Source organism: Streptomyces sp. NPDC004539 (assembly GCF_040610055.1).
Lineage (GTDB): Bacteria > Actinomycetota > Actinomycetes > Streptomycetales > Streptomycetaceae > Streptomyces.
This window is the reverse complement of record NZ_JBEXLS010000007.1, coordinates 118692-133338: the sequence shown is the minus strand read 5'-3', so window position 1 is coordinate 133338 and position 14647 is coordinate 118692. Positions and strand designations below refer to the sequence as shown.

14 protein-coding genes are annotated in these 14647 nt (G+C 72.2%); 2 read left to right on the top strand and 12 right to left on the bottom strand.

Going from position 1 to position 14647, the window contains the following annotated elements:
- Nucleotides 1–382: 382 nt before the first annotated feature.
- Complete coding sequence (locus ABZX85_RS16960; protein ID WP_355868317.1) at nt 383–1096, top strand: lysophospholipid acyltransferase family protein; 714 nt, start codon at nt 383–385, stop codon at nt 1094–1096.
- Between the two features lie 48 nt (nt 1097–1144).
- Here the strand turns inward: ABZX85_RS16960 and ABZX85_RS16955 are convergent, their stop codons facing one another.
- The 8 genes from ABZX85_RS16955 to ABZX85_RS16920 all read right to left on the bottom strand — a co-directional run bounded on the left by ABZX85_RS16955 (nt 1145) and on the right by ABZX85_RS16920 (nt 8305).
- Nucleotides 1145–2737, bottom strand: coding sequence for an alpha/beta hydrolase (locus tag ABZX85_RS16955; protein WP_355868314.1), 1593 nt, complete (start codon nt 2735–2737; stop codon nt 1145–1147).
- A gap of 129 nt (nt 2738–2866) precedes the next feature.
- Entirely contained in the window at nt 2867–3628 is a 762-nt protein-coding gene (locus ABZX85_RS16950) for an urease accessory protein UreD (RefSeq protein ID WP_355868311.1), read from the bottom strand.
- Nucleotides 3616–4293, bottom strand: coding sequence for an urease accessory protein UreG (ureG, locus tag ABZX85_RS16945; protein WP_355868308.1), 678 nt, complete (start codon nt 4291–4293; stop codon nt 3616–3618). Before ureG ends, ABZX85_RS16950 begins: the two co-directional genes overlap by 13 nt.
- A 127-nt stretch (nt 4294–4420) precedes the next feature.
- Entirely contained in the window at nt 4421–5083 is a 663-nt protein-coding gene (locus tag ABZX85_RS16940; protein WP_355868305.1) for an urease accessory UreF family protein, read from the bottom strand.
- A gap of 110 nt (nt 5084–5193) precedes the next feature.
- Nucleotides 5194–6915, bottom strand: a complete 1722-nt coding sequence (locus ABZX85_RS16935) for an urease subunit alpha (RefSeq protein ID WP_355868302.1) — start codon at nt 6913–6915, stop codon at nt 5194–5196.
- The gene (locus tag ABZX85_RS16930; RefSeq protein ID WP_355868299.1) at nt 6908–7219 is read right to left on the bottom strand and encodes an urease subunit beta; all 312 of its coding nucleotides are present in this window, start codon (nt 7217–7219) and stop codon (nt 6908–6910) included. Before ABZX85_RS16930 ends, ABZX85_RS16935 begins: the two co-directional genes overlap by 8 nt.
- A gap of 11 nt (nt 7220–7230) precedes the next feature.
- Complete coding sequence (locus ABZX85_RS16925; protein ID WP_037782101.1) at nt 7231–7533, bottom strand: urease subunit gamma; 303 nt, start codon at nt 7531–7533, stop codon at nt 7231–7233.
- Nucleotides 7534–7672: 139 nt separating this feature from the next.
- Nucleotides 7673–8305: a TetR/AcrR family transcriptional regulator gene (locus ABZX85_RS16920; RefSeq protein ID WP_355868296.1), complete on the bottom strand. Its 633-nt coding sequence runs from the start codon at nt 8303–8305 to the stop codon at nt 7673–7675.
- A 169-nt stretch (nt 8306–8474) separates the two neighbouring features.
- On the opposite strand from ABZX85_RS16920, the gene ABZX85_RS16915 reads away from it, so the two are divergent.
- Complete coding sequence (locus ABZX85_RS16915; protein WP_355868952.1) at nt 8475–9452, top strand: ABC transporter permease; 978 nt, start codon at nt 8475–8477, stop codon at nt 9450–9452.
- A 534-nt stretch (nt 9453–9986) separates the two neighbouring features.
- Here ABZX85_RS16915 and ABZX85_RS16910 read toward each other — a convergent pair.
- From ABZX85_RS16910 to ABZX85_RS16895, 4 genes are all read right to left on the bottom strand, one after another.
- Entirely contained in the window at nt 9987–10277 is a 291-nt protein-coding gene (locus ABZX85_RS16910; protein WP_355868293.1) for a type II toxin-antitoxin system Phd/YefM family antitoxin, read from the bottom strand.
- Nucleotides 10278–10339: 62 nt separating this feature from the next.
- Nucleotides 10340–11806 carry an FAD-binding oxidoreductase gene (locus ABZX85_RS16905; protein ID WP_355868290.1) on the bottom strand — a complete coding sequence of 489 codons (1467 nt, stop codon included), beginning with the start codon at nt 11804–11806 and terminating at the stop codon, nt 10340–10342.
- A gap of 248 nt (nt 11807–12054) precedes the next feature.
- Entirely contained in the window at nt 12055–12474 is a 420-nt protein-coding gene (locus ABZX85_RS16900; RefSeq protein WP_355868287.1) for a lipocalin-like domain-containing protein, read from the bottom strand.
- Nucleotides 12437–14641 (bottom strand): alpha/beta fold hydrolase, encoded by a 2205-nt coding sequence (locus tag ABZX85_RS16895; protein WP_355868284.1) that lies wholly within the window; start codon nt 14639–14641, stop codon nt 12437–12439. The genes ABZX85_RS16900 and ABZX85_RS16895 overlap by 38 nt, the downstream gene beginning before the upstream one ends.
- Between the last annotated feature and the right edge of the window lie 6 nt (nt 14642–14647).

Here is a 14647-nt window from a genome sequence, read left to right as displayed (position 1 = left end):
ACAAGCCTTGTGCAGGCATGCTCGGAGTGCCGCTGCCAGACTGCTGTCGGTCGGCAATGACGGCGACGGACTGGAAAAGCGAGCGACAGACCGGGAGAGCGTGTCGAGCTGATTGCCGACGGGCTCCCGGCACGCCAAAATCTTTGGTGAGTGACCCTACGGAGCGTAAGGAGCCTTCCTTGGGAAGCACCCCACCCGGCCCCAGTCCGGCGCCGGACGACGACGAGTGGCCCGCACCCAGCGACGAGTGACGCCGGACCCGTCGCGGGGCGTACGGGATGCGCTCCCGCCGGGTCCGTTCCCGTGTGTTGCGGGCCCGCCTACACTGGCTCCACTTCATGTCCCGGCTGACCTGCCGGAACGTCGGAGCGAGGAGCGGGCCTTGTTCTATCAGTTGTTGAAGCATGTGTTGCTGGGCCCGTTGTTGAGGGTGTTGTTCCGGCCGCGGATCGAGGGGCTGGAGAATGTGCCGGAGGACGGGGCGGCGATCGTCGCGGGGAATCATCTGTCGTTCTCCGATCATTTTCTGATGCCGGCCGTGATCAAGCGGCGGATCACCTTTCTCGCCAAGGCCGAGTACTTCACGGGGCCCGGGGTGCGGGGGCGGCTGACGGCCGCGTTCTTCCGGAGCGCGGGGCAGATTCCGGTGGACCGATCCGGGAAGGAGGCCGGGCAGGCGGCCATCCGGGAGGGGCTCGGGGTGCTGAGCAAGGGAGAGTTGCTCGGGATCTACCCGGAGGGGACCCGGTCGCACGACGGGAAGCTGTACAAGGGCAAGGTCGGGGTCGCCGTGATGGCGCTGACCGCCGGGGTGCCCGTCGTGCCGTGCGCGATGATCGGGACGTTCGAGGCGCAGCCGCCGGGGCAGCGGTTCCCGAGCCTGCACCCGGTGACGATCCGGTTCGGGAAGCCGCTCGATTTCTCGCGGTACGCGGGGATGGAGCACGAGAAGGCGATCCTGCGGGCCATCACCGACGAGATCATGTACGCGATCCTGATGCTGTCGGGGCAGGAGTACGTCGACCAGTACGCGGCGGTCGCGAAGGCCCAGACAACAGCGCAGGCGCAGAAGTTCCCTCGGATGCCGCTGAGTTGAGGTGCGGAACAGAGGGGACGGCCCCGGCGGAGGCCGTCCCGTGGTTCCTTACGGCTTCGGCGTCGCGTGCGGCCCGCACACCACGTCGGCCGCGTCCAGCGTCCCGCTCAGGAGGTACGCGTCGACCCGCTGGTTGACGCACGGGTTGACGAGGGCGGTCACACCGTGGGAGCCCGCGTTCTTCTCGGTGATGAGGCGGGAGCCCTTGAGGCGGTGGTGGAGGGAGACGGCGCCGGAGTACGGGGTGGCGGCGTCACGCTCGGACTGGACGATGAGCGTCTGCGGCAGGCCCCGGTTCGTCCGAACCTCGACCGGCGTCTGCTGCTTGGCCGGCCAGGTCGCGCACGGCAGGTTCAGCCAGGCGTTGGCCCACGTCATGAACGGGTGGTCCTTGTGGAGGCGGGTGTTGTCCCGGTCCCACTTCTTCCACGACGTCGGCCACTTGGCGTCCGCGCACTCGACGGCCGTGTAGACCGCGTTCCCGTTCTCGGCGGTGGCGTTTCCGGCCGTGTCGGAGAGGTCGGGCGCGGCGGCGTCGATGACGGCCTGGACGTTCCCGGCGGCGTACTGGCTGAGGACCGTCGCGGTGGGGACCCACGAGGAGTCGTAGTACGGCGCGCTCTGGAAGAAGCCGATCAGCTCGGCCGGTCCGACGACCCCGCCGAGGGGCGCCTTCTTCGCGGCGGCCCGCAGCTTCAGCCACTGCGCCTGGACCTGGGCACGCGTGGTCCCGAGGTGGAACGCGGCGTCGTTGGCGGCGACCCAGTCCTGCCAGTCCTTCCAGCGGCCCTCGAAGGCGACGTCCTGGTCCAGGTTGGCCTGGTACCAGATCTTCTCCCGCGACGGGTCGACGACGCTGTCGAAGACCATGCGGCGCACGTGGGTCGGGAACAGGGTGCTGTAGACGGCGCCGAGGTAGGTGCCGTAGGACGCGCCGAGGAAGTTGAGCTTCTTCTCGCCGAGCGCCGCCCGGATGACGTCGAGGTCGCGCGCGGTGTTCGGGGTCGTCATGTACGGCAGCATCGCGCCGCTGCGCTCGGCGCACCCTTCCGCGTACTCGCGGGCCAGCTTGCGCTGGGCGCGCTTGTCGGCCTCGGAGTCGGGTACCGGGTCCATCTTGGGCGCCTTCACGAACTCCTGCGGGTCGACGCAGGAGATCGGCGCGGACTTGCCGACGCCGCGCGGGTCGAAGCCCACGAAGTCGTACGCCTTGGCGGTGTTGACCCACACCGGCGCCTTGGTGACGACGCGGCGCGGGAAGCGCAGCCCGGAGCCGCCGGGGCCGCCGGGGTTGTAGATCAGGGCGCCCTGCCGCTCGGCGGGGGTCCCGGTGTTGGCGATGCGGTCGACGGCGAGCTTGATCTGCTTGCCGTACGGCTTGGCGTAGTCGAGCGGCACGCTCACCCAGCCGCACACGATGGGCTTCTCCAGGCCCCAGTCGGCTGGGCAGTCCCGCCAGTCGATCCCGGCCTTCTCGGCCCGCGCGGCGGCGATCGCGGCTCCGGCGGCCTCACGGCCCTGCCCGTAGGAGGAGCCGCCGGTGGTCGCGCTCGCGGTGGGCGCAGCGACGGCCCCGGCTATCAGGGTCGCCGTCACCAGCGCTCCGGCGGAACCCAGCACGAAGGTTCTGTGGCGTCTCAAAAGTGGTCTCCCAGCACGAAGTTGTCATGTCCGTGCGGGAATCCTGTCGGTTGTGCGTTTCCTGTGCCCAGAGCCGGTCGCCGTTCTTTGCCAATCCGATAAGCGGATGACGACGTCCGTTCGCCGGAACTACCGCCCCAGTTCGGCGAGCACCCCGTCCAGCACCCGCCGCAGCACGAGCCCGTCGGGCGCGAGCGCCGTGACGAGCGCGGCGGGCCCATTCAGCGGTACGACGGTGGCGGCACCGTCGGCCAGCACCCGCGCCGGCACCGGACTGTCCGTGAACTCCGGGCGGACGACGAGGAGTTGCCCGACCGCGCGGTGACCGCCGAGTACGGCGGGCCCGTCCCAGCCGCCGGGCGCTCCCGGGCCGCAGGACAACTCCTGGTCCAGGACGGGACGTTCACCGACCCTCAGGGTCAACCGGCTGGTGAGCCGCCCGGTTTCCTCCCCGGCGCGGCCGAGGATCTGCTCCTCGCGCAGGACGAGCCGCGCGCCGGTGTCGAGGTCGACGCGGGTCGTGACGTACAGGTCGCTGCCGTTCGCGGAGATCAACGGCTCGGGGAGCCAGCGCAGTTCGGCGTCGGCGGCGACCCGGAGGCGGACGTCGTAGCGGGCCTCGCCCTTGTGCTGGCCCGGCAGGGCGATGGTCGCGGCGGCGGAGCCGAGGGAGAGCCGGGCGCCGGTCTCGACGGCCGCCTCGATCCGGAAGCGGTCGCCGCCGAGGGGGCCGCTCATCGCGCCGACGAGCAACACCCGTGTCTCGCCGGGGTGTTCGCCCCGGGTACGGCGCAGGGCGAGCGGGCCGTCGCTCTCCAGGACCGGCAGCGCGGTGCCGCCCCGGCCGTCGGGGGCCGCCCGCAGCCGGGCTGTCGCCGTTACGCCGTCCACGCGCTCACCTGGGCCCGGACCCAGGCGGCGACGTCCGCGACGCCCGCCTCGCTGCGCAACGACTGGAAGACGACCGGGAGTTCGGCACGCTGGGCCTTCGCGTCGGCGGCCATCCTCGCGAGGTCGGAGCCGACATAGGGGGCGAGGTCGGTCTTGTTGACGACGAGGAGGTCGGCGGTCGTGACACCGGGGCCGCCCTTGCGGGGGATGTCGTCCCCGCCGGCGACGTCGATGACGAAGATCTGCGCGTCGACGAGGCCCTTGGAGAAGGTCGCGGTGAGGTTGTCGCCGCCGGACTCGACGAGGACGAGGTCGAGGGGGCCGACGGTGTCCTCCAGGTCCTCGACGGCTTCCAGGTTCGCGGAGATGTCGTCGCGGATCGCGGTGTGCGGGCAGGCGCCGGTCTCCACGGCCGCGATCCGCTCGGGCGGCAACACGGCCTCCCTGAGCAGGAATTCGGCGTCCTCGCGGGTGTAGATGTCATTGGTGACGACGGCGAGACTCAGCTCCGTCCGCAGCTCGCGGCAGAGGGCGGCGACGGTGGCGGTCTTGCCGGAGCCTACGGGGCCGCCGAGGCCGATACGGAGGGCGCGGCGGGTGCCGTCGGGGCGGTGGGCGTCGGCGCTGGGCGCTGCCGCGTGGGAGTGGGGGTGGTCGAGGTGCATGGGGTGACTCCTGGGGGAGGGTGAGGGGGCGGACGGGGTGGACCCGGGACGAACGAGGGGCGGGCGGCGAGGAAAGGCGCGGGCGATCATCCAGCCGTCGCCTTTCCCCGAGGCGGCTTCGGGCGGCTCACGACGCGAACAGCCTCCCCCGCCTCCCCGCGTGTACCTCCGCCCCCAGTTCCAGCAACGGCGCCGAAGCGGCGGGGAGTTGAGGTGGCGACGCCGTTCCAGCCGCCACGGCCGTGTCCACGACGCGGTCCATCTCGGGTGCCAGCCGGGCCAGTACGCCGGTCGCCTGGAAAGGGTCGAGGCTCAGCAGGCGCACCACGGCCGTCGCCGGTCCGCTGACGCTCTCGTACACCGAGCAGTACGCGGCGTCCCGCGCGCCCAGTCCCGCGGCGCGGGCCGTCACGCCCAGCACCACGGGCTGGTGCGCCCCCTTGGGGAACTCCCGGGCGAGCGCGTCGAGTTCGGGGCCGGGCCAGGTCGCGCGCGCGGCCCGCATCAGCTGCCGCCCCAGCCTGCGGGCGGCGATCCGCAGCGCCGGGGAGGGAGTTCGCGCGTCCGCCTCGGCGTCCAGCCACACCGGATCGGCGCCCGCGGCGGCGGCCGAGGCCAGTGCCGCCGAGACGAGTCCCGTCGTATGCAGCCGGCCCCGGCAGAACGCCTCCAGGTCCTGGACTCCCGTGATCCGCCCGGTGCGCACGGCCTCCTCGGCCCCGCCGGAGTGCGCGTGGCCTCCGGCGGGGAAGCGGCCGTCGGCGAGGACGAGCAGTGCCGCCCCGGACATCAGTGGCCCGCCATCTCAGTACCTCGTCCTCTCGGAAGCCCGCCGCCTCGGCACCCTGCCGCCCCGGCCCCTCGCCCTCTCGAACCGCCGGCCATCTCGGACCCCGGCCATCAGAAGAGGAAGTACCGCTGGGCCATGGGCAGTTCGGCCGCCGGGGTCGCCTCGACCAGTTCCCCGTCGATGTGCACGGCGAAGCTGTCGGGGTCGACCCGGACGTCCGGGCGCGCGTCGTTCTCCCGCATGTCCGCCTTGGTGACCCCGCGCGTGGACTCGATCGCGACGAACCGCTTGCCGAGCTGGAGCCGCTCGGGAAGGCCGTCCTCGATCGCGAGCGGGGCGACGAAGTTGAAGGAGTTCGCGGCCGGGGCCCGCCCGATCGCGCCGTACATGGGACGCGGCAGGATCGGCTGCGGCGTCGGGATGGACGCGTTGGCGTCGCCCATCTGCGCGTAGGCGATCTGCCCGCCCTTGACGACGAGATGGGGCTTCACCCCGAAGAACGCGGGCTCCCACAGGACGAGGTCGGCGAGCTTGCCGGTCTCGACGGAGCCGATCTCGCGGGCGAGGCCCTGCGCGAGCGCCGGGTTGATCGTGTACTTGGCGACATAGCGCCGTACGCGGTGGTTGTCGGCGCGGCCGTCGCCCGGGAGGGCGCCCCGGCGGCGTTTCATGACGTGGGCGGTCTGCCAGGTCCGCAGGATCACCTCGCCGACGCGGCCCATGGCCTGGGCGTCGGAGGAGATGATCGAGATGGCGCCGAGGTCGTGGAGGATGTCCTCCGCGCCGATGGTGGAGGGCCGGATACGGGACTCGGCGAAGGCGAGGTCCTCGGGCACGGCCGGGTTGAGGTGGTGGCAGACCATCAGCATGTCGAGGTGTTCCTCGGCGGTGTTGACGGTGTAGGGGCGGGTCGGATTGGTGGAGCTGGGCAGGACGTGCGGCTGGGAGACGACGGTCATGATGTCCGGCGCGTGCCCGCCGCCCGCACCCTCGGTGTGGTAGGCGTGGATACCGCGTCCGGCGATCGCGGCGAGGGTGTCGCCGACGAACCCGGCCTCGTTCAACGTGTCGGTGTGGATGGCGACTTGGATGCCGGTCTGGTCGGCGACGGTCAGGGACGCGTCGATGACGGCCGGGGTGGAGCCCCAGTCCTCGTGGAGCTTCAGGCCGAGGGCGCCGCCGCGGATCTGGGAGAGCATCGCGTCGTGCGAGACGGTGTTGCCCTTGCCGAGGAAGCCGATGTTGAGGGGGTACTGCTCCATCGCCTCCAGCATCCGGGCGAGGTGCCAGGGGCCGGGGGTGACGGTCGTCGCCTTCGAGCCCTCGGCGGGTCCGGTGCCGCCGCCGACGAGGGTGGTGACGCCGGCCGACAGCGCCTCGTCGGCGATCTGCGGGCAGATGAAGTGGACGTGCGCGTCGACCGCGCCCGCCGTGAGGATACGGCCGTTCCCGGCGATGATCTCGGTCTCGGGGCCGATGACGAGGTCGGGGTGGACGCCGTCCATGGTGTCGGGGTTGCCCGCCTTGCCGATCCCGGTGATCCGGCCGTCGCGGATGCCGACGTCGGCCTTGACGATCCCCCAGTGGTCGACGATCACCGCACCCGTGATGACCGTGTCCGGGGTGCCGTCTGCGCGCGTAGCACGCGCCTGGCCCATGGACTCGCGGATGACCTTGCCGCCGCCGAACACGGCCTCGTCACCGGCGAGTCCGGGTCCGCCGGAGCGGTCCTCCTCGATCTCGATCAGCAGGTCGGTGTCCGCGAGGCGGATGCGGTCGCCGGTCGTCGGGCCGAACAGGTCGGCGTACGCGGCGCGCGAGATCTCAGGCATCGAGGGCACCTCCGGTCTCCCCGCGCAGCCCCGGCACGATCCGGGCGCCGGCCAGCGGGACGAGTTCGACGTCGACGGGAATCCCCGGTTCGAAGCGGACGGCCGTCCCGGCGGCGACGTTGAGCCGCAGGCCGTGGGCCGCGGCGCGGTCGAACTCCAGGCCGGGGTTGGCCTCGGCGAAGTGGTAGTGGGAGCCGACCTGCACGGGGCGGTCGGCGGCGTTGAGGACGGTCAGCCGGGTGACCTCGCGGCCCGCGTTGTACACGATCGGGCCGTCCTCGAACAGGATCTCTCCGGGGATCATCGCGGTGCCCTTCAGACGATGGGGTCGTGGACGGTGACGAGCTTCGTGCCGTCCGGGAAGGTCGCCTCGACCTGTACGTCGTGGATCATCTCGGGGATGCCCTCCATGACGTCGTCCCTGGTGAGCAACTTCCGCCCGGACGCCATGAGTTCGGCGACGGTACGGCCGTCCCGCGCGCCTTCGAGGATGTGCGAGGTGATGAGCGCGACGGCCTCGGGGTGGTTCAGCCTGAGGCCGCGCGCGCGGCGCTTCTCGGCGACGTCGGCCGCCACATGGATCAGCAGCCTCTCCTGCTCGTGCGGGGTCAGTTGCACGTCCCACCTCACCTCCTCGCGCCGGTCCGTGCGGGGTCCGGCTGCCGCTGCCACGGGGAAACGCCCTGGTGGCGTGATCGGAGGCTAGTTGGAACGCGTTTCAGGGACGTTAACCGAGCTGTGACCCTCCGCCGTGTCGTCAGGAGTGGGGGTCGCGCATGCTCATCAGGGCCCGGACGCCGTCGGTGAGCGCCTTCTCCATGTCCTGCGGGGTCGCCCCCAGGGCGGCGATCTGCGTCACCAGGCCCTGGGCCAGCGCGATCATCACCCGGGCCAGCGCGTCCGCGTCGGCGTCCTGGGGCATGAAGCCGGCGTCCTTGTAGCCCCGGACCACGTCCCCCCACGCCGCGCACACCCGCTCGTAGCCCTCGCGCACCTGCGCGGCCAGCTCCTCGTTGCGCAGGAGTTCCGTCCACACGTGGATCAGCAGCCGGGGGAACAGCCACTCGCCGCCGTCCATCAGGCCCGGCCGCGCCCGCATCATGCTCCGCAGCGCCCTCGGGACGAGTTCGTCCGGCAGGGGGGGCGGGGTCTCGGCCGCCGCCGCGCCGTACACCTCGCTGAGCGTGCCGATCACCTCGCCGACGATCGCGTGGATCAGCTCCTCCTTGCCGCTGAAGTAGCGGTAGACCGCGCCCGCCGAGAGGTCGGCCTCCTTGAGGACGTCCTGCATCGAGGTCGCGTGGAAGCCGTTGCGGGCGAAGCAGCGTTCGGCGGCCTCCAGGATCTGGCGGCGGCGGGCGTCGAGGTGCGCCTGGGATACACGGGCCATGCCGTCCAATCTAAAACGAACGTTCCTTCTTGACAAGCGGCCCGGGAGGGGAGCACGGTGAGGTCGACGTAAAACGAACGATCCTTCTTTTTAGGGGGCCGCGATGCGGACCGTACGAACCGACGAACCAGTGATCGAGGGGACGGTGGGGACCGACGCGCCCGCCTCCATGGAAACCGGCACCGGGCCCACCACCGCCCCACCCCTCCCCCGCCGCCTCCTGGCCACCCTCCTCCTGGTCCCCCTCCTCGCCGCCCTCGCGCTGTGGGCCTTCGCCTGGCCCGCCGCCCGCACGGCACCGCGCGACCTCCCGCTCGGCGTGGCGGGTCCGGACGCGGCGGTGACGCAGGTCGAGGCTCGACTGAACGTTCACAAGGGCGCGTTCGACCTGCACCGGTACGCCGACGAACCCGCCGCGCGGGCGGCGATCGAGGACCGGGACGTGTACGGGGCGGTGGTCGTCACCGCACAGGGCACCACGCTCCTGACCGCCTCCGCCGCGAGCCCTCTCGTGGCGCAGCTCCTGCATCAGGCCGTGGCGCAGAGCGGTGACGTGAAGACGGTGGACGTGGTGGCGGCCCCGGCGAACGACCCCCGGGGCGCGGCGCTCGCCGGGAGCGTGCTGCCACTGGCCATGGCCGGGATCGCGGCCGGCGCGGTCGTGTCACTGCTGGGGCTGGCCGGGTGGCGTGCGGTGGCCGCGCTGATCGGGTCGGCCGCGCTGGTGGGCGCCGTCGCCGCCGGGATCGCGGGCGGCTGGCTGGGCGTCCTCGCCGGCGACTTCTGGGCGGAGGCCGGCGCGCTGGGCCTCGCGACGCTGGCGGTGAGCGCGGCGGTGGCCGGCATGAACGCGCTGGTCGGACGGGCCGGGGTGGCGGCGGTCGCCGGCACGATGATGCTGATCGGCAACCCCTTCTCCGGCGCCTCCTCGGCCCCCCAGATGCTCCCCGCCCCCATCGGCACCCTCGGCCAGTGGCTCCCCCCTGGCGCCGGCGCCACCCTCCTGCGCTCCGTCTCCTTCTTCGACGGCGCCGCCGCCCTCACCCCCGCCCTCACCCTGACCTGGTGGGCCACGATCGGCTTGGGGGCGGTCCTGCTGGGGGCGGCGCTGAAGGGGCGGGGGACGGGGGCGGGGGTGGCGGGCTAAGGGGTGGGGCGATGACGGTGGGGGATGACGGCATGTGGACGGAGGTGGGCCGGGGGGAGCCTGACGTCGGCGGGGCCAAGCGGGACAACAGCCTCACCCTGCCAGAACCAGACGGGAGAACAGCCTTACGCCAGCGAGGCCAGGCGGGAGGGGGCAGCCTCACCCCGGCAGGACCAGACGGAGCGGTGACGGCAACACGTGGGCGGTCGCACGCTGACGGGGCCTGGGGAACGGGCGACAGCAGCTCGCCGACAGCCGTACTGCAACGGGGCAGGGCGGCGGAGATGGCGGCAGGAGCCCGGCGGCGGGACTGGGCGTAGGGCGGTCAGGGGCGGCGGCAGGACAGGACGCGCTCGGGGACTCCGTCTGCTCGGGACATCCCCCTCGGCCCGGCCGCCCGCCGTGAAATCCCGCCGCTCGCCCCGCCGGACGGCCCTCGCGTCGACGGTCATCCGCCACCGGCCCCGTCCCGGCGGGTTCGAACCGCTCCACGAACCTCGCCCTCCGGAGGGAAGCAACCCACCCTCTCCCCCATCACCCCACCGCCGGCCCCCGATGCTCCGCCGCGATCCCGAACCGCTGCCGTTCGCGAGGGGCTGGGCCGACCTCTCGGACCGTGGAGACGGCGCTGATGACGGCCTCCTCGGCGACCGGGACGACCGGTCCGTCCAGCGCTTCGAGGCGTTCCAGGTCGGCCGCGGAGACCAGCGCGACCAGGGGTTTCCCGTGGCGCGTCACGACGACGCGTTCGCCGCCGTAGACGACCCGGTTGATCAGGTCGGCGAGTTCAGCCCTGGCTTGCGTCACCGGAATCTCGTAGGCCATGGCCCTAGCCTAAGCAATGTCCGTCTGGTTCACCGTGGTCCATGGCGACAGGGATACACAGGTCAGGAGCTCTCGCGCTGCCACGGGCTCTGGCGCGATGACGACCCCTGGGCCGGGAGATTGTGGTTGCACCGGAACAGGTTGTGCACGTCGTACCGGGCCTTCAAGCGGACGAGACGGTCGAATGTCTCCGGGTCGTAGAACTCCCGCACATCATCCGGTGCGGACGGCCTGCCGTCGCCGTACACGAAGTTGAGGCTGCGCCCGACCGACCACGGTGCGAACGCACGCATGAGTCGCCGATGGACGGGACAGGCGTCGGCGAACGGGTCCTCCCGGACCGGGCCGGCGATTCCGCTGAGCACACGCAGGACGTATCGCGCCTCCCTGCCGCCCACAGCGCTCGGCACGGCCGGAGGGCGCGACATCGCACCGCCGAGGTGACGCAGGTCCACGACACACGACGGAATGGCGTCCGGGCCGGTCAGGTCCACCAGCGTCCGCAGAGCGGAGGAGTCCAGTTCGCGCAGCAGAATGTTGTTGCCGTAGTAGGAATGGGAGAACTCCGGGTCGCCGTAGATCGAACCGACCTGCGCGTACGGCATGTCGGCCACGGTGTCGACGAGACGCGGCCCGATGGCCCGCAGCGGAGCGATCAGCCGTTCTCCCTCCGCCGGATCGCCGTTGAACGCGATCCGGATGTGAGCGGCGTACCGCCCGCGCAGTGGTTCGGGGATGGCGGGCACGGGCGGGTGGGCCATCAGCCCGATGGACGAGGTCAGTTGCTCCGGCACCGTGAGCGACCAGTTCCTGTAGGCGCGCAGGATGTCGACGGCGTCATCCGCCGCGTCGAAGAACAGCCCTCCGCCGTACAGCCCGGCGACCGGCACAAGCTCCGTCTCGACGGCTGTGACGACACCGAAGTTGGCGCCGCCGCCACGCAGCGCCCAGAAGAGCTCCGCATCGGAGTCCGCGGTGACGTGCCGGTGCGTCCCGTCGGCAGTGACGATGTCGATGCCGCGTACGTGATCGCACGCGTAGCCGAACTCCCGTCCGAGCAAGGGGGTTCCACCGCCCAGCAGGTAGCCCACCACACCGACGCCCGGCGCCGAACCGTTGAGCGGGGCCAGCCGGTGCCGGGCCGCCTCCCGGAGCACGTCCTTCCACCGGGCGCCCGCCTCGACACGTGCCGTGCGGGCTCGGGCGTCGACCTCGACACGGTTCATCCGCCGGGTGGTGATCAGGACGCCCTCCCCCCTCAGTGGCGTGGAGATGCCGTGGCCGGTGCTCTGGACCGCGATGGGCCACCGCCGCTCGGCCGCGAAGCGCACCGCGGTACACACGTCGTCCGCGGTCGTGGCCCCCACCGCGACGGCGGGACGGTGCCGGTAGGCGGCCTGGAAACCCGCGCTCTCGGCGTCATAGCCCTCGCCGCCGGGCAGCAGGACCGGTCCTCGAACGGCCGCGGTCAGCGCATCCGTCTCCCCGGCGGTGGCAAAGCCGCGGGGCGCGACCAGGGGCTTGCTCATGCCGTCAGGCCGGTCCGCCCTCGGAACCGGACCTGCGCGTCTCGGCGTATCCGGTTCGAGCGGCCCATCGGTGGGTTCGGCCATGGTTGTCGCTCCGGTCTCCGGGGCAGGCGGTCTCCACCGGCGTGGTGTCGCCGATCGCGTACCGCGTGGATGGGTTCAAGGTTCTTCCGGAGGTGCAGTCGGCACCTGCCCGTCTGTGGATCACCGCCGGAGCCTCTCTCCACGGCGGTCGCACAGCGGCGGCGTCAGTCCACCGCGCCCCGCCCGGTCCGGTGCCATTCCAGGACGCGGCGGCGTGGCGGGCCGATCAGGGCGGTGCCGTAGAGCCGGAGCCGGTCCCCTTCCAGGACCAGCTCCCGAATCTGCTCCGTGCCGACCCAGGCGGGATCGGGGGCGAGGCGAATCGCGTGGATGACGCGGTCTCCCTCTCGCCGCCAGGTCCCGGCGTAGCTGTTGAAGGTCTGGTCGCCCGGCCGCGCGGCGCCGGTGCGCATCATGGTGACCGACAGGTGACCGTCCGGTGCGTAGAAGAGCAGCCCGTCCGGTGCGAGCCCGAGCGGGCCCGTACGGCGGGCGCCGTGCTCGTCCAGGTCGTGGTAGGACACGAGCCGCCAGACTCCGGCAAGTTCATCGCCTGGAACGGGTGGTGTCGTGGGTCTCGGCACGGTGCTCACTCCTTGCACTGGGCGATGGGAACGGCGGGCAGGGCGACGCGGCCAGCGGACCGGGACCGGCGTGGTGCCCGGACACCGGGCGTGGCGTCGGGCCGGCGAGGGCCGCCAGGTCGAGGGGCGCACCGGCCTCCCACAGCTTCCCGAGCGTGGACAACAGACCGGCCGGCTCGGAGATCCGGCCGCCGGGATGCGGCAGCGAGGACACCGCCAGCAGGTTCGCGGGGAGGTCGGGACGGCGCTTGAGGAGGCTGGTCAGCGACCGGCCGGGCCCGCATTCCAGCAGCACGTCCGGTGGGGAGGCGAGCACCGTGCCGACCGCGTCGGAGAAGCGCACGGTCCGCCTCATGTGCCGGGCCCAGTAGTCGGGGTCCGTCGCCTCCTGGGCGGTGATCCACCGGCCGGTGATGCAGGAGACGAACTCCTTCGTGGGCGGTCGCAGGGTGAGTCGCGCGGCGGCCTCGCGGAGTTGCTCGACGCAACCCTCCATGTGCCTGCTGTGGAAGGCGTGCGAGACGTGCAGCCGTCGGCCCGGCGTCCCGGCCGCGGCGAGCCGGGCCTCGATCCGCACGATGTCCTGCTCGGTTGCGGCCAGCACGCAGGACGAAGGGGCGTTGACGGCGGCCAGGTCCGCGCCCAGCTCCAGATACGGCGCCAGCTCTGCCTCCGCCAGTGGCACGGCGAGCAGCGCTCCGGTCGGGGCCCGCTGCATCAGCCGGGCCCTCAGGGAGACGAACTCCAGCGCGTCGGGCAGGGTCATGACCCCGGCGAGCGTCGCGGCGACATACTCACCCAGGCTGTGCCCGATCATCGCCACGGGTTCCACACCCAGCTTCTGCCAGGTCCTCGCCAGCGCGTACTCCAGCAGGAAGATGGCGGGCTGGGCGACGACGGTCTGCCGGAGTGCTTCCACGTCGTCCCTGCCGGTGCCGGCCAGCACCGTGCGCAGGTCCGGTCCGGCGACCTCCCGCAGCAGATCCAGGCCGTGCTCGAACTCCTCGGCAAAGCTGGGGAGTTCCTGGCACAGGGCGAATCCCATGCGAGCGTACTGCGATCCCTGGCCGGGGAGGAGGAGCGCGATCCGAGGCCGCCGCACGGTGTTCCGGGACACGGGGACCGCCGGCTCGGCCGAGGCGTCCACCGGCGTACCCAGGTCGCCGTCGAGGACGAAGCGGCGGTACGGCAAGGGCACGTCGTCGGCGGACGGCGCGGCGTCCGAGGCAGTCGCCCCCACCGGGCCGGTCGCCCCCGCCCGGCTGCGGCGCACCGCCTCTTCGAGGCCCTCGGCGCTTTCCGCGGCCAAGGCGAGGAGGCGGTGGCCACCCATCCGGCCCCAGATGGCGACGCCGTCGTGGCAGCCGCCCTCTGTGTTCCTCGGGCTCGGGCCGGGCTCCGGCGCCGCCATGGCATGCCGGATCTGCTCAAGCATCAGGCGCCGCTGCTCCGCGTCGCGGAAGGGGAAGTGGCCCCCGGTCAGGCAGAAGACCTCGAAGGCGCGGCTGGTACGGGCCCGCCACTCGGTCACCCGCAGTCTGTCGCGTTCCAGATCGCCGACGAACACCGTGACAGGGATGTCCAGCAGCGGCCCGGGCCAGTACCGGTAGGTTTCGTAGATCGTGATATCGGCGCGGAAGACGTCGAGGGCCATCCGCAGCAGCCTGGGGTCGGCACGGATCTCTGCCGGCAGCTCGCCCCAGCGCTGCTCGATCTCGGCGAGCAGCAGGTCGTCGCCCAGGGTGTGGACAGGTTGCCCGCCGTGGTCGAGAGGCGGCGGGGGGCTGGATGACAAGAACAGCCGCCGTGGCACCTCCCGGCCCGCGTCGCGGAGTGCGCGGGCCACCTCGAAGGCCACCAGGCCGCCGAGGCTGTGCCCGAAGAACGCGAACGGCCGCTCGGGGCGCAGCGCCTCCGAGACCGCGTCGACCACCGAGGCCATGGAGGTCAGCGGCGGCTCGCGCAGCCTGGATGCCCGGCCGGGCAACTGGATGCCGGACACCTGGATCTCCGGCAGTTCCTCCTCAAAGCGAAGGTACTCGCCGGGCGATCCGCCGGCATGGGTGAAGCAGAACAGGTCGGCTGCGGCGTCCGGGCGCTGTCTGCGGGAGACGATCCAGCGGCCTCCCCGCGACGCACCGGTACGCCGCGATGTCCTCTCCGTCATCGCATC

Excerpts from the sequence above, each read along its gene's own strand:
- ureG (WP_355868308.1), bottom strand. The coding sequence starts at position 4,293 with ATGCACCTCGACCACCCCCACTCCCACGCGGCAGCGCCCAGCGCCGAC.
- ABZX85_RS16905 (WP_355868290.1), bottom strand. The coding sequence starts at position 11,806 with ATGAGCAAGCCCCTGGTCGCGCCCCGCGGCTTTGCCACCGCCGGGGAG.
- ABZX85_RS16915 (WP_355868952.1), top strand. The coding sequence starts at position 8,475 with ATGGAAACCGGCACCGGGCCCACCACCGCCCCACCCCTCCCCCGCCGC.
- ABZX85_RS16895 (WP_355868284.1), bottom strand. The coding sequence starts at position 14,641 with ATGACGGAGAGGACATCGCGGCGTACCGGTGCGTCGCGGGGAGGCCGC.
- ABZX85_RS16920 (WP_355868296.1), bottom strand. The coding sequence starts at position 8,305 with ATGGCCCGTGTATCCCAGGCGCACCTCGACGCCCGCCGCCGCCAGATC.
- ABZX85_RS16930 (WP_355868299.1), bottom strand. The coding sequence starts at position 7,219 with ATGATCCCCGGAGAGATCCTGTTCGAGGACGGCCCGATCGTGTACAAC.
- ABZX85_RS16935 (WP_355868302.1), bottom strand. The coding sequence starts at position 6,915 with ATGCCTGAGATCTCGCGCGCCGCGTACGCCGACCTGTTCGGCCCGACG.
- ABZX85_RS16910 (WP_355868293.1), bottom strand. The coding sequence starts at position 10,277 with ATGGCCTACGAGATTCCGGTGACGCAAGCCAGGGCTGAACTCGCCGAC.
- ABZX85_RS16940 (WP_355868305.1), bottom strand. The coding sequence starts at position 5,083 with ATGTCCGGGGCGGCACTGCTCGTCCTCGCCGACGGCCGCTTCCCCGCC.